The sequence below is a fragment of the Bradyrhizobium sp. FW305-F6 genome (assembly GCF_058782905.1).
In genome coordinates this window covers 1067854-1080056 of record NZ_JBYSYD010000001.1, presented here as the reverse complement: position 1 = coordinate 1080056, position 12203 = coordinate 1067854, and the positions used below count along the sequence as shown (strand labels likewise).

The 12203-nt window shown below is 64.8% G+C and carries 13 protein-coding genes; 7 read left to right on the top strand and 6 right to left on the bottom strand.

The features are described 5' to 3' along the window. The first annotated feature begins 1 nt into the window (after window position 1). A complete protein-coding gene (gene gor / locus AC3WLX_RS05265) occupies window positions 2-1390 on the top strand; it encodes a glutathione-disulfide reductase (protein WP_492334966.1) in 1389 nt (462 codons plus the stop codon). A 181-nt stretch (window positions 1391-1571) separates the two neighbouring features. On the opposite strand, the gene AC3WLX_RS05260 is transcribed toward gor, so the two are convergent. The 4 genes from AC3WLX_RS05260 to AC3WLX_RS05245 form a co-directional block, all read right to left on the bottom strand. Further along, complete coding sequence (locus AC3WLX_RS05260; protein WP_492334965.1) at window positions 1572-2711, bottom strand: hypothetical protein; 1140 nt, start codon at window positions 2709-2711, stop codon at window positions 1572-1574. Between the two features lie 338 nt (window positions 2712-3049). Further along, window positions 3050-3235, bottom strand: a complete 186-nt coding sequence (locus tag AC3WLX_RS05255) for a hypothetical protein (RefSeq protein ID WP_291629648.1) — start codon at window positions 3233-3235, stop codon at window positions 3050-3052. A 62-nt stretch (window positions 3236-3297) separates the two neighbouring features. Continuing rightward, a complete protein-coding gene (locus AC3WLX_RS05250) occupies window positions 3298-4530 on the bottom strand; it encodes a carboxylate-amine ligase (protein ID WP_492334964.1) in 1233 nt (410 codons plus the stop codon). Window positions 4531-4548: 18 nt separating this feature from the next. Next, entirely contained in the window at window positions 4549-5376 is an 828-nt protein-coding gene (locus AC3WLX_RS05245) for a class II glutamine amidotransferase (RefSeq protein WP_492334963.1), read from the bottom strand. 366 nt (window positions 5377-5742) lie between these two features. On the opposite strand from AC3WLX_RS05245, the gene AC3WLX_RS05240 reads away from it, so the two are divergent. Genes AC3WLX_RS05240 through AC3WLX_RS05225 form a run of 4 tightly spaced genes read left to right on the top strand, consistent with a single transcriptional unit; the run spans window position 5743 to window position 7836 of the window. Beyond that, the gene (locus tag AC3WLX_RS05240; RefSeq protein ID WP_492334962.1) at window positions 5743-6210 is read left to right on the top strand and encodes a tellurite resistance TerB family protein; all 468 of its coding nucleotides are present in this window, start codon (window positions 5743-5745) and stop codon (window positions 6208-6210) included. Window positions 6211-6212: 2 nt separating this feature from the next. Further along, window positions 6213-6575, top strand: coding sequence for a hypothetical protein (locus tag AC3WLX_RS05235; protein WP_492334961.1), 363 nt, complete (start codon window positions 6213-6215; stop codon window positions 6573-6575). Further along, window positions 6572-7222 (top strand): TerC family protein, encoded by a 651-nt coding sequence (locus tag AC3WLX_RS05230; protein ID WP_492334960.1) that lies wholly within the window; start codon window positions 6572-6574, stop codon window positions 7220-7222. Before AC3WLX_RS05235 ends, AC3WLX_RS05230 begins: the two co-directional genes overlap by 4 nt. Window positions 7223-7254: 32 nt before the next feature. After that, a complete protein-coding gene (locus AC3WLX_RS05225; protein ID WP_291626734.1) occupies window positions 7255-7836 on the top strand; it encodes a TIGR00645 family protein in 582 nt (193 codons plus the stop codon). Window positions 7837-7866: 30 nt separating this feature from the next. Here the strand turns inward: AC3WLX_RS05225 and AC3WLX_RS05220 are convergent, their stop codons facing one another. Then, the gene (locus AC3WLX_RS05220) at window positions 7867-9243 is read right to left on the bottom strand and encodes an HD-GYP domain-containing protein (protein WP_492334959.1); all 1377 of its coding nucleotides are present in this window, start codon (window positions 9241-9243) and stop codon (window positions 7867-7869) included. A gap of 221 nt (window positions 9244-9464) precedes the next feature. Between AC3WLX_RS05220 and AC3WLX_RS05215 the strand changes: the two genes are divergently transcribed. Further along, entirely contained in the window at window positions 9465-9728 is a 264-nt protein-coding gene (locus AC3WLX_RS05215) for a hypothetical protein (RefSeq protein ID WP_492334958.1), read from the top strand. Between the two features lie 7 nt (window positions 9729-9735). Here AC3WLX_RS05215 and AC3WLX_RS05210 read toward each other — a convergent pair whose 3' ends face one another. Continuing rightward, window positions 9736-10632, bottom strand: a complete 897-nt coding sequence (locus AC3WLX_RS05210) for an alpha/beta hydrolase family protein (protein WP_492334957.1) — start codon at window positions 10630-10632, stop codon at window positions 9736-9738. Between the two features lie 181 nt (window positions 10633-10813). On the opposite strand from AC3WLX_RS05210, the gene AC3WLX_RS05205 reads away from it, so the two are divergent. After that, window positions 10814-12202, top strand: coding sequence for a class II 3-deoxy-7-phosphoheptulonate synthase (locus AC3WLX_RS05205; RefSeq protein WP_492334956.1), 1389 nt, complete (start codon window positions 10814-10816; stop codon window positions 12200-12202). The last annotated feature ends 1 nt before the right edge of the window (window position 12203 follow it).

Sequence of the window (12203 nt, the reverse complement as noted above, 5' to 3'; positions counted from 1 at the left end):
AATGGCTGAATTCGACGTCGACCTCTTCGTCATAGGAGGCGGGTCGGGCGGCGTGCGTGCCGCCCGCATCGCGGCAGGTTACGGCGCCCGCGTGATGATCGCGGAAGAATACCGCATGGGCGGCACCTGCGTGATCCGCGGCTGCGTGCCGAAGAAGCTGTTCGTGATCGGCTCGCATTTTCGTCAGGACATCGAGGACGCTGCGGGCTTCGGCTGGACCGTTCCGCCCGCGAGCTTCGACTGGCCGACGCTGATTGCCAACAAGGACAAGGAGATCGCGCGGCTGGAGGCGGCCTACACCGCCAATGTCGAGAAGTCGGGCGCGCAGATCGTCAAGAGCCGCGCGGTGATCGAGGACAGGCACACCGTCCGCCTGCTCGAGAACGACAGGAAGATCACCGCGAGGTACATCCTGATCGCCACCGGCGGCGCGCCCAACCACGGTGCGGCGATCCCCGGCATCGAGCACGTGATCTCCTCCAACGAGGCGTTCCACCTCGAGAAGCTGCCGAAGCGGATCGTGATCCAAGGCGGCGGCTACATCGCGCTGGAGTTCGCCGGCATCTTCGCCGGCTTCGGCTCCGACGTCACCGTGATCTGTCGCGGCGACAACATCCTGCGCGGCTTCGACGAGGACGTCCGGACCCATGTTCGCGCCGAGATGGAGAAGCAGGGCATTACGATTCTCACCGGCTGCACGGTGACCAAGGTCGACCGCCACGGCGAGGGCTTCACCACCCATCTGTCGAACGGCTCGAGCCTCGCCTCGGACCAGGTGATGTTCGCCATCGGCCGCCATCCGGCGGTCGCCAATCTCGGCCTGGAGAAAGCCGGCGTTGCCATCAACCCGGCGAACGGGGGCATCGCCGTCGACCATTTCTCCAGGAGCTCCGTCGACAGCATCTACGCCATCGGCGATGTCACCCATCGCTTCAACCTGACGCCGGTGGCGATCCGCGAGGGGCATGCCTTTGCCGATACCGTGTTCGGCAAGCGCGAGGTGCAGGTTGATCACGCCAACATCCCGACGGCCGTGTTTTCGCAGCCGGAGGTCGGCACGGTTGGCTTGACCGAAACCGAGGCGCGCGCCCAGTTCAGCCACGTCGACATCTACAAGACGACGTTCCGCCCCATCAAGGCGACGATGTCCGGTCGCGACACGCGTGTGCTGATGAAGCTCGTGGTCGATGGCGCGACCGACCGCGTGCTCGGCTGTCACATCGTCGGCGATGCCGCCGCCGAGATCACGCAAGCCGTCGCGATCGCGGTGAAGATGAAGGCGACCAAGGCCGATTTCGACGCCACCATCGCGCTGCATCCGACCGCGGCCGAGGAGCTCGTCACGATGCGCACGCCGACCGCGCGCCACGTGCGTCAGGCGGCGGAGTAGGGGCTGGTTCACCTCTCCCCAGGGGGGAGAGGTCGGATTGCGGAGCAATCCGGGTGAGGGGCCGCAGCATCCAGTGATTCCGCAACCCCTCACCCGGATCGCATCTATCGTTTCGATCCGACCTCTCCCCAGCGGGGAGAGGTGTGAAGAACCCAGTCACCACCGACAAACGTGTCCCGCTTCAGCCGTACAAATACCCCACCGGCTTGCCTTCGGTGCGCAGCGGACGCATGTCCCTGTGCGTGATGATCTGACCGGCAAGGCCGTCGATCTCGTCGCGCTGCGTCGGGGTCCAGCTGCGCAGCTCGTTCATGCCCTTGAGCAGGCCTAGGCGGAGGACCTGGGTATTTTCGCCGAGACCCGTCAGGCTGATCGAATTCCTGCCCGCCGTCACCACGTCGCCGGCGGACAGCTCGAAGCTCTCGCCGGCCTTCTTCTTGAACTCGGCCGTGCCGCGAATGACGCGGTAGATCACGACTTCGCCCTTGGCAAAGCAGGTTGCGTCCGCCGCGGCCGACGTGCTCTTCGGCAAGAGTGCGTGGCCGCGCGGATCGGTCGCGATGATGTGGCCGGTGACGAGATGTCCGCTCGGAGCCTCGATGCCGATATCGCGCACGTAAACCGGCATCGCCGATCTGACAGAACCGTCGGTGAGCGGCTTGAACAGCGCGTCGAGCGCCAGGGGATCCTGAAGCCAGAAGCCGGCATCGGCTGGCCTGTCATGCAGCGGATGGCTCCAGGCCACGCGCGGCGTTTCGTCCTCGTTGATCTGGTCGGGACCTACGATGGTCGGGTTCGGAAAGGTGGTGGGATCGGTGATGAAGGCTTCGAGGAATTTGCCGGAATAGCCCATCGAGATCGGATCGGGCACCACGGTCTGCGGCGTCTTCAGGTTCTCTTCGGTCGACAGGCCCGACCAGGTGTAGAACAGCTGGCGGTGCACGATCGCGCTTTGCAGCATCACCGCGCCGGGGCCGACATTGTAGAAGCGCCCGTCATAGTCGAAGGTGAACGCGCCCGAGGTGACCAGCACGAGCTGAAAGCCGCCTGGCGGCAGATGCAGATGGAAATCGGTTGGGCCCGTGTCGGGCCGATAGATCGGCAGATTGGTCGCGACCTCGTGCAGCAGGAAAGTCTCGTTATTGGCGTGGAAGCCCTCGTTGGCGCGGTTGTAGAGCGCCTGCGGCCGGTAGGTCGCCTCGAACTTCGCATTCCGGTCGCGGTCGATCGCCACGAAGTCCTGGTCGTTGAGGCGCAGCGGCGCCCCGTTCGGACGGGTGAGACCGGTGAATTTGATGTCTCCGGCAGCATGCACGTTCATGGCATTCTCCGATCTGAGGCCATCGATCCCGGAGCCGGGCGCACGCAACTGGCCGCGCCTTATGGTGCAGGGCAGGGACTTGGCCTGATCCTGTCCTGCGAATTTCAGGCCAGTCGGGACACGGCGCCGCGCGTCGGCTCGCCGGCTCCCCAGCGCGCGCAAATAACCGAGATTGCGCCTGAGGTTAGACGACGGCGGCCGCCAAGCTGCGTGGCCTGCCCGTAAGCGGGGTGCGGCAGCCCGCTTTGTCTAATTTGTCGGCATGTCATGCAAAGAGCATGCAGCCCTAGAGGTCGCAGCCACAGGCAAAACGGCGGCGGGTCGGCATCTGACCCGGCTCATTCGAACGATGGACGGACGCTCCGCTCGGGCTTGCCGGCCGGGCTATCGGTCCACTTTGCCATCTCCATCGCGCGCGTGTCGAAGCCTTCGCACCAGATGCAGCTCGGCTCCGCGCGGCCTTTGGTCGTCAACAGCGGGACGCGCGGATGGCCGCAACCGGTGCAGGATGTGGTGCGATTCATGCGCTTCTCCGCGATCGTCGAATTCAGGCCTGGCATTCTCGTCGCCGAAGCTTGCGCGGGCGCTATGACGCCGCGGGAGCGCTGCGTTGGGCAGACGCGCTCGTTCCGGACAACGTAGAAGTAGCGATCCATTGTGACACGGCTGCGATGTCGTCGCCGCTGTCGCGATAGGCGCGAAGCTGGAATTCTGCCGAGCTGCCCCGCTCCACGATCGTGCGGCAGTGCTCGACCTCGGCGACGCAGTTCAGCGCGGCGGCGTCCTCGGCGACGTCTTCGATCAGCCGGGCGAGGAGCTCCGAGATGCTCACCGGGCCTTCCCTGGAGGCAAAGATGCAGTCCGTGCCGTAGCGCTGGGCCCGCCACTTGTTTTCGACCGCAATCGCGCGTTCGACCACAGTGACGTCCCTGGACAGCTGGGGGCGCAGATAGAGATGCCGCGTCAGGCAGCGGTAGAGCGAGGCGATCGCAATTGCGTCGTCGACGAAGGTGCAGGTGTCGGGCGCACGAAGCTCCAGGGTGGGATGCTTCAACGCGGGACGCATTGCCCACCAGATGTGGCTTTCGTCCGGGATCACGCCGGAGCGCTGCAAGGCGCCGACATAATCGTCGAAGTCCTGCTTGCTTTCGAACAATTCGGGCAGGCCGGTGCGAGGCAGCTCGGAATAGGCGGCGAGGCGATAGCCCTTCAGGCCGGTCTTGTGCGAATTCCAGAACGGCGAGGAGGCCGACAAGGCGATGAACAACGGCAGATGCGGCAGCATCGCCCGCATCACCGCCATGCGCTTCTCCGGATCCGGCAACTGGACGTGCACATGCATGCCGCACATCATGTTGCGGTGGCCGATGCTGCGCAGATCCTCGATCATCTCCTCGTAGCGCGGCTTCGGACTCGGCTGGGACATGCGCCACACCGCGGTCGGATGCGTGCCGCAGGCCATGATCACGAAGCCATATTGTGCGGCGACGTTCGCGACCTCGCGTCGCAGGAAGCGCAGCTCCTCGCGCGCATCGTTCACGTCGAAATGCACGTTGGTGGCGACCTCCAGCTGGGACTGCAGCATCTCGCGCATGGCCTGGCCGCCGGTCGACCAGTTGGCCGATTCGAACAGCTCGTTCGGCGTCTGGATCGCGACCTCGAAGCTGCGGCGATCGGCCAGGAAGTATTCCTCCTCGATGCCGAACGAGTATTCGGCAGCCTTGCCGCCGCGCCCGCTAGACCGGATGATGACGTGCTGCTTGTCGTCAGAGGGATCCAGTCGAAGCAGTTTCAAAACGTCTGAAGCAACCGATGTCATTTTCCCACCCGGCAAAGGTCATCTGCGGGCACTAATCCTTCTGGTCGGGGCCGGTTCCACCTCGGCGCCACTGGAAATTGTCGCATCGAACGGAACAAGCTTCACGCTTTCCGACGCGCGCGCGATCAAGGCGTGATTGGGCGGCACCTCGATCCAGTCCTCCTCCTTGTCGAACGGCTCGGAGACGACGATGACCTGACCGCTGTCCTCGCGGAAGTAGAGCGTGTTGGCGGCATCGTTGATCGAGACGCGAAATGCATAGAGGTCGCGGCCGTTGGCGATGGCGCTGGTGAAGCGCAGCCGCTCGCGAAGCCCGCCCTCGTTGACGAGCCCGACGAGGGATTGCAGCACGGCTCGCGTTGCGCCCAGCGGATCGCGCTCGAGACCGGCCCCCATCATCGCCAGGAACACGGCTTCCGAATCGGTCGTGCCCAGGCGCGACGGATAATAGGCGTCGGGGATAAGTGCCTCGACCTTGCGCCGCAGCCGATTCCAGCTGCCGACGAATCCGTTGTGCATGAACATCCAGTGTCCGCAGGCAAACGGATGACAGTTCTGCCGCGTCACCGCCGTGCCGGTGGCGGCGCGCACATGGGCAAAGAACAGATGCGAACGTAGATGGCGGCAGAGGTAGCGCAGGTTTTCGTCCGACCAGGCCGGGCGGGTCTCGCGATAGAGGCCGGGCTCGGGATGCTCGCCATACCAGCCGAGACCGAAGCCGTCCCCGTTCGAGCCCGCCGTGGACTGAAGCGAGCGGATGCTCTGGGCGATCAGGGAGTGCTCGGGCTCGGTGACATAAGGCTCGAACGATGTGGTTTCGCCCCGGTAGGCGATCCAGCGGCACATGGAGTTCCCCGCGGCTTTCCTGTCAGAAGATGCGTGCTGAGTTGCACCAACACATCGGGCCGGGCGATGTTCCCGCCGGCGGAGAGAGCAGCCTTTAACCAAACATGGTGCCTTCGGAACCGATGCGGCGGCTGGTCGCAGCCGGTTTGCCTTGATTCCGGCAGAGCCACCGCTATTTCTGGATCGAACAAGAATCCGGGCCCCTCTGGCGAGGACGTCGACGTTGTCGGCAAACCTCGTGATGTCGGATGACCTGTCCCGCGCGAATGCGATGGATCGGCCGATTGTCGGGCCCTGTTCGTCTTCTCCGACCATTCGTCTCCATCGCAGCTCCGCCCGGCCATTTCGCAAGTTAAGGGAGCTACGATGTCTGACGCCAAGACCTCAAATGCGATCGAGATCACGGAGCCGTCCAGCCTGAATGAGCAGGCCGCGGCCGCGCTTGTGATCGTGGGCGCGCTGGTTGCGGTCGCCGACCGCCGCGTTTCGGACGTCGAGCGCGAGGAGGTGATCCGTTTCATCAGGGATCGCAAGCTGGCGCCGCATCTTTCGGAGGAGCGGCTCGTTGCGATGTTCGATGAACTGGCCGAGCGGCTCGAGGAGCCGGATTTTGCCAATGTCGTGATCGACACGCTGCGGCCGGTTTCGAATCTGCCGCTCTCGTCGCACCTGATGGAGCTGTCGGAGCGCGTTGCTGCGGCAGACCAGGATGTTCATCCCCACGAAGTCCAGGCGATCAAGTTGCTCCGCTTGCTGACACTGGTGCTGCCGCGCGCGAAGCCGGTGGAGTCGCGTGCAGCGTGCGCCGAGACGCAAGCCGCCGCCAAGGAGTGAGCATGAGCTCAGTTTCGAACGAGCGGACCACGGAAGCAGGGGCTCCCACCGGCGAGATTGCCGGCGGCGACCCGCGCATGGCCAAGCTCGTCGACCGCCTGCCCCAGCGCATGGGCGACAGCTTCAGCTATCTGCTGAAGCCGTCCAACCGCTGGGTCAGGATTCCCTCAGGCACGCTGCTGGTCGTCGGCGGCGTGCTCTCTTTTCTGCCGCTGCTCGGCGTCTGGATGCTGCCTCTCGGCCTGGCACTGCTCGCCGAGGACGTCCCTGCGCTGCGCTCCTCCCGTTCAAAGGTGCTCGACTGGATCGAGCGCCGCAAGCCGCATTGGCTCGAATCGTCGGCCCCCAGGAATGATCAATCATGACTGAACTCATCACCGCCGAGGCGCTGACGGCGCTGTTCCAGGTCATCCTGATCGACCTCGTCCTGGCCGGCGACAATGCCGTCGTCATCGGCCTTGCGGCCGCCGGCCTGCCGGCGGACCAGCGCCGTCGGGCCATCATCGTCGGCATCGCCGCCGCGACTGCGCTGCGCATCGCTTTTGCCGGCGTCGCGACCCAACTCCTGCAGGTCATCGGCCTGCTGCTCGCCGGCGGCGTGCTTCTGCTCTGGGTGTGCTGGAAGATGTGGCGCGAACTGCGCGAGCAGGCTGCGCATGCGCGGGAGCTCGCGTTCAGCCACGGCAATGGCGGCGGCAACGGCGCGGAAGCTGCGCCGGTCCAGCGAAAGACCTTCGGCCAGGCGGCGATGCAGATCATTGCCGCCGACGTTTCGATGTCGCTCGACAACGTGCTCGCCGTCGCCGGCGCCGCGCGCGAGCATCCCTACATCATGGCCTTCGGCCTGTTGCTGTCGGTCGCGCTGATGGGCGTCGCCGCTGACCTGCTTGGCCGCTTGCTCCAGAAGCAGCGCTGGGTCGCCTATGTCGGCCTCGCCATCATCCTTTACGTCGCGTTCGAGATGATCTATCGGGGCTCGCTGGAACTCGCACCCGTCATTGCGAGTCTCTGACGCGGCAATCCAGCGGCTATCCGGAGTGATCGATGAAGACCGAATCCAAGGCACCTTCGGCGCAGGCCGTGCCTCCGCGCCTCGGCCTGCTCGCCCAGCTCATTTTCGGTTCGCGCTGGCTGCAATTTCCACTCTATATCGGCCTGATCGTGGCTCAGGCCGTGTACGTCCTGCTGTTCCTCAAAGAGCTCTGGCATCTGGTCGCGCATTCGTTCGACGCCACCGAGCAGCAGATCATGCTGGTCGTGCTCGGGCTGATCGACGTCGTCATGATCTCGAACCTTTTGATCATGGTGATCGTCGGCGGCTATGAGACCTTCGTTTCCCGGCTGAACCTGACCGGCCATCCCGACGAGCCGGAATGGCTCAGCCACGTCAATGCCAGCGTGCTCAAGATCAAGCTCGCGATGGCGATCATCGGCATTTCCTCGATCTCGCTGCTCAGGACGTTCATCGAGGCCGGCAACCTCGGCACCACGCGCAGCAATTTCACCGAGTCCGGCGTGATGTGGCAGGTGCTGATCCACATGACCTTCATCGTCTCCGCGATCGGCATCGCCTGGGTCGACCGCCTCAGCGAGAGCGGCCATCGCAAGGGCGCCGGCCACGGCTGAGCTCGCGTGGAGAATCCGGTGGAGCGGCCGTCAGGCCGCCAGCGTTCCATGGATGCGTCCCAGCGCGCGTTGAAGCGCTGCAAAGCAGTTTCCATCGATCTGGGTGCCGATCATTCCGGACATGATGCCCAGGGCTTTTGTGATCGGCAGGGCGGCGCGATAGGGGCGGTCGGCCGTGAGCGCATCGAATATGTCGGCGGTCGTGATCACCCGGGTTTCCAGGCAGATCTGGTCTCCTGCGAGGCCGCGAGGATAACCCTTGCCGTCCAGCCGCTCATGATGCGCACCCGCGATCGGAGCGAGGTCGCGGAATGCGCCGACGCGTGACAGGATGGCCTCGGAATGCGCCGAATGCATCCTCATGCTCTCCCATTCGGCGTCGTCCAGCTTGCCCGGCTTGTCGAGGATGGCGTTGCTGACACCGAGCTTGCCGATGTCGTGCAACAGCGCCGCACGCTTGAGACTGCGCCGTTGCTCGGCGCTGAACGCCAGCTCTTCGGCGATCATGTCGGTGAACAACGTCACGCGCTCGCTGTGACCGCTGGTGTAAGGGCTCTTGGAATCCACCACCTGGGCGAAGGCGGCTGCAATGTCGTCGAGATAATCCTCGTCGATCGGAAGGCTCGCTTGTGCCGGCGCGTGCGTTACGGCGCAGGTAAGCCCATTCTCGATTCCGCTCACGCGCCAGAAACCGGGCCGTGCCGCCACGCGTTCGAAGGCCGCGACGAGGTCGGGGTCGAACCAGATCCCTGATCGGTTCCTCGCCTCGCGAAGAGCGGCCTCCGGCCCGTTCGCGACGTGGAACACGTCGATGACCTGGGTCAGCAGGGCGATGCGCGAATAGATCGGGATGGCGGTGCCGGACAAGCCGAGGGGCTTGCCACTGCCGTCCCAGTGCTCATCCAGGTTCTTGATGCCCTCGGCAACCGGCTCGGAGAACCGCATCTTGCGGGCGATATCCGCGCCGCGATGGCAGCGGGTCTCGATCAGCTCGCGCGCGATCTCGCCGCCGTTCTGGAAGATATTGACGATGGCGCGGAAACGTTCAGCCAATCCGGCTTTCAGGCCGGTATGGCTGAGCACGAAGCGCAGCGCCTGGGACAAGCTACCGTCGATCAGCTTGAAGTCCTGTTTGAAGGAGAGATCGTCGGTCAGATACAGCTCGCAGATGCGGGCCGCGTTGCTGCTGCAGCCCAGATCCTTCAGCAACAGCACGTAGTAGAGCTCGGTGATTTCCTGCTCGCCAAGACCGATCTCCCTGCCGATCTCGACGCCGATGCGGCTGCATCGCACGCAATGTCCAGCCGGCTGTCCCTCGGTCAGGTCGAGCGCGTGGCTCAGCGCGCCCAGGAGTTCAGAGAGAGTGACGCTGTCGTGCAGTCCGGCGTCAAGTGGCGGTGGTTGCATGGCGGCTCCGGGGCAGCTTTCGCGGCCTATCCCGGCCGATCGCATGTCCAAAGCCGCACCTGATCACGAAGGAATTAACGGGCGGTATTTTCCGCCCCATCGATAAATTTGTCTGCAATCCGCTCAATGGCGGAAAACCCTGCAGATAAGTCCTGCGCGGCGTTAAACCAGAGCTTTGGAACTGATCTGCATCCTGCTCGCAAAAGGGCAGGGGCATCAGCATGACAATCACAAGGGAGATCATCGCAGCAGTCGCGGGAGTCTACGCACTCCTGCTTGTCTGCGACGCGTTGTTCGGCGTCGGCGAGGCGCGCTTCGACGACGCCTATTACCGCGCCAGCTTCTACGCACCGCGCGCGAAGGAGTTTCGCTTCGCGAGCGATACGCCGCCGGCCGTGCGCGTCAGTGACGCCTTCGCACAATTTGCGCCGGCCGACGCCAAGCCGAACCGGCGATATTCGTCACTGACGACGATCATCCGTTGACGCGGCCTTACTCGCCCTGAATCCATTCGGCGAGACCGCGCCACAGCGTGTCGCGGTGCTCGGGGCGGAAGAAGCCGAAATGGCCGATTTTCTTGGCGCCGACGTCGGACGGCTTCACCGTCAGCACCTCCGGCGTGACCGCGGTGAAACCGCTCGCGAGCAGCTCGACGGCGGGTCGCGTGGCCCAGGAATCATCTGAGAAGCACAACGCGCGCAACTCGCCCTTGAACCTGGCAAAATTCTCGAGCGCCGGCAGTTCTGAATCGAAGAGATAGCGGGGGCTCGACACCCACTCGGCCCATTGCAGGAAGACGCCCTTGGGCAAATCCTCGCCGACGCCGGTCCAGCCCGGGGCATAGCCGAGGGCGTGGACCAGAGGCACACCCACGAGATTCATGAAGGCATAGACACGATATTTCTCGGGCGCGGTCATCAGCCGCCACGTCGCCGCCTGCGAGGCCACGAAGGCGGCGCGCGCGATCTCGCTGTTGTTCGCGATCAGCCCGAGCGCCTGGCCGCCGAAGGAATGGCCGACATAGACCAGGGGCAGGCCATGATAGCGCTCGCGCATCCAGCCAACCGCGGCGGTGACGTCGAGCGCGGCCCAGTCCGACATCGAGGCCTTGAAGCCGACCAGGGATTTCGGCCGGTTGTAGCCGACCATCGCCGGCAGGCGGGAGTCGCCGATGCCGCGATAGTCGTAGGTCAGCACGGCGCAGCCGCGATGGGCGAGGTAGGAGGCAAAGCCGCGATAGATATTGCGCGGCACGGCGGTCGCCGAATTGATCAGGACGGCATGGCGCTTGGTGCCGCGGGGCAGGAACAGGGTGCCGGTGAGCACGTACCCGTCCGTCGCCGGGAAGCTGATCTGGTCGATGAAAACGTCATCCATTGGCGCGTCCATGGCCGGTCAGTGCCCCGTCAATTTCTCTGCCTGTCCCGAGCAAATGCGAATTCGGCTTTGCCCGCAAGGGTTTGCGGTGCGAAATGGATTTACAACTGGCGGGGCGGGGCCAGCCTGTGTATAAGGCGGCCCTCGCAACCCCTAGATCAGGTTGTGCTTTTTGCTTCACGGAGAGATTGCGATGTCCGAGCGGTGGACGCCCGAGTCCTGGCGCAGCAAGCCGGTGCTACAGGTGCCCGACTATCCCGACGCCAAGGCTTTGGCCGACGTCGAGGCCCAGCTTGCGACCTTTCCGCCGCTGGTGTTCGCGGGCGAAGCGCGCAATCTGAAGAAGGCGCTCGCGCGCGTTGCGGCGGGCGAAGCCTTCCTGCTCCAGGGCGGCGACTGTGCCGAGAGCTTTGCCGAGCACGGCGCCAACAACATCCGCGACTTCTTCCGCGTGCTGCTGCAGATGGCGGTGGTGCTGACCTATGCCGGCGCGGTGCCGGTGGTGAAGGTCGGCCGCATCGCCGGCCAGTTCGCCAAGCCGCGGTCGTCGCCGACCGAGAAGATGAACGGCGTCGAGCTGCCGAGCTATCGCGGCGACATCGTCAACGACATCGCCTTCACGAAGGAAGCGCGCATGCCGGATCCGCAGCGCCAGCTGATGGCCTATCGCCAATCCGCGGCGACGCTGAACCTGTTGCGCGCCTTCGCCACCGGCGGCTTCGCCAATCTCGGCAGCGTGCATCAATGGATGCTCGGCTTCCTCAAGGATAGCCCGCAGTCCCGCCGCTACAAGGAGTTGGCCGACCGCATCTCGGACGCGCTCAACTTCATGCGCGCCTGCGGCCTCGACCTCGAGAGCCACCCGGAGCTGCGCGCCACCGATTTCTACACCAGCCACGAGGCGCTGCTGCTCGGCTACGAGCAGGCCATGACGCGCGTCGATTCCACCACCGGCGACTGGTACGCGACCTCGGGCCACATGATCTGGATCGGCGACCGCACCCGCCAGCTCGATCACGGCCATGTCGAATATTTCCGCGGCATCAAGAACCCGATCGGCCTGAAGTGCGGCCCCTCGCTGAAGTCCGACGAGCTGTTGAAGCTGATCGACGTGCTCAACCCCGACAACGAGCCGGGCCGGCTGACGCTGATCGGCCGCTTCGGCTCCGACAAGATCGGCGAGCATCTGCCCAACATGGTCCGCGCCGTGAAGCGCGAGGGCCGGGTGGTGGTCTGGTCGTGCGATCCCATGCACGGCAACACCATCACCTCCACGTCCGGCTACAAGACGCGTCCGTTCGACCGCATCCTGTCGGAGGTGAAGTCGTTCTTCGCCGTCCACGCCGCCGAAGGCAGCCATGCCGGCGGCGTGCATCTGGAGATGACCGGCCAGGACGTCACCGAATGCCTCGGCGGCGCCCGCGCGATCACGGACGAGGATCTCAACGACCGCTACCACACGGTCTGCGATCCCCGCCTCAATGCCGAGCAATCCATCGACATGGCCTTCCTGGTCGCAGAGCTGCTCAAGCAGGAGCGCGCCGGCAAGGCCCAGCCGATTCCGGCCGCAGCGGGGCTCTGAG

Coding starts and splice junctions, on each gene's coding strand:
- gor (WP_492334966.1), top strand. CDS start 2: ATGGCTGAATTCGACGTCGACCTCTTCGTCATAGGAGGCGGGTCGGGC.
- AC3WLX_RS05260 (WP_492334965.1), bottom strand. CDS start 2,711: ATGAACGTGCATGCTGCCGGAGACATCAAATTCACCGGTCTCACCCGT.
- AC3WLX_RS05255 (WP_291629648.1), bottom strand. CDS start 3,235: ATGAATCGCACCACATCCTGCACCGGTTGCGGCCATCCGCGCGTCCCG.
- AC3WLX_RS05250 (WP_492334964.1), bottom strand. CDS start 4,530: ATGACATCGGTTGCTTCAGACGTTTTGAAACTGCTTCGACTGGATCCC.
- AC3WLX_RS05245 (WP_492334963.1), bottom strand. CDS start 5,376: ATGTGCCGCTGGATCGCCTACCGGGGCGAAACCACATCGTTCGAGCCT.
- AC3WLX_RS05240 (WP_492334962.1), top strand. CDS start 5,743: ATGTCTGACGCCAAGACCTCAAATGCGATCGAGATCACGGAGCCGTCC.
- AC3WLX_RS05235 (WP_492334961.1), top strand. CDS start 6,213: ATGAGCTCAGTTTCGAACGAGCGGACCACGGAAGCAGGGGCTCCCACC.
- AC3WLX_RS05230 (WP_492334960.1), top strand. CDS start 6,572: ATGACTGAACTCATCACCGCCGAGGCGCTGACGGCGCTGTTCCAGGTC.
- AC3WLX_RS05225 (WP_291626734.1), top strand. CDS start 7,255: ATGAAGACCGAATCCAAGGCACCTTCGGCGCAGGCCGTGCCTCCGCGC.
- AC3WLX_RS05220 (WP_492334959.1), bottom strand. CDS start 9,243: ATGCAACCACCGCCACTTGACGCCGGACTGCACGACAGCGTCACTCTC.
- AC3WLX_RS05215 (WP_492334958.1), top strand. CDS start 9,465: ATGACAATCACAAGGGAGATCATCGCAGCAGTCGCGGGAGTCTACGCA.
- AC3WLX_RS05210 (WP_492334957.1), bottom strand. CDS start 10,632: ATGGACGCGCCAATGGATGACGTTTTCATCGACCAGATCAGCTTCCCG.
- AC3WLX_RS05205 (WP_492334956.1), top strand. CDS start 10,814: ATGTCCGAGCGGTGGACGCCCGAGTCCTGGCGCAGCAAGCCGGTGCTA.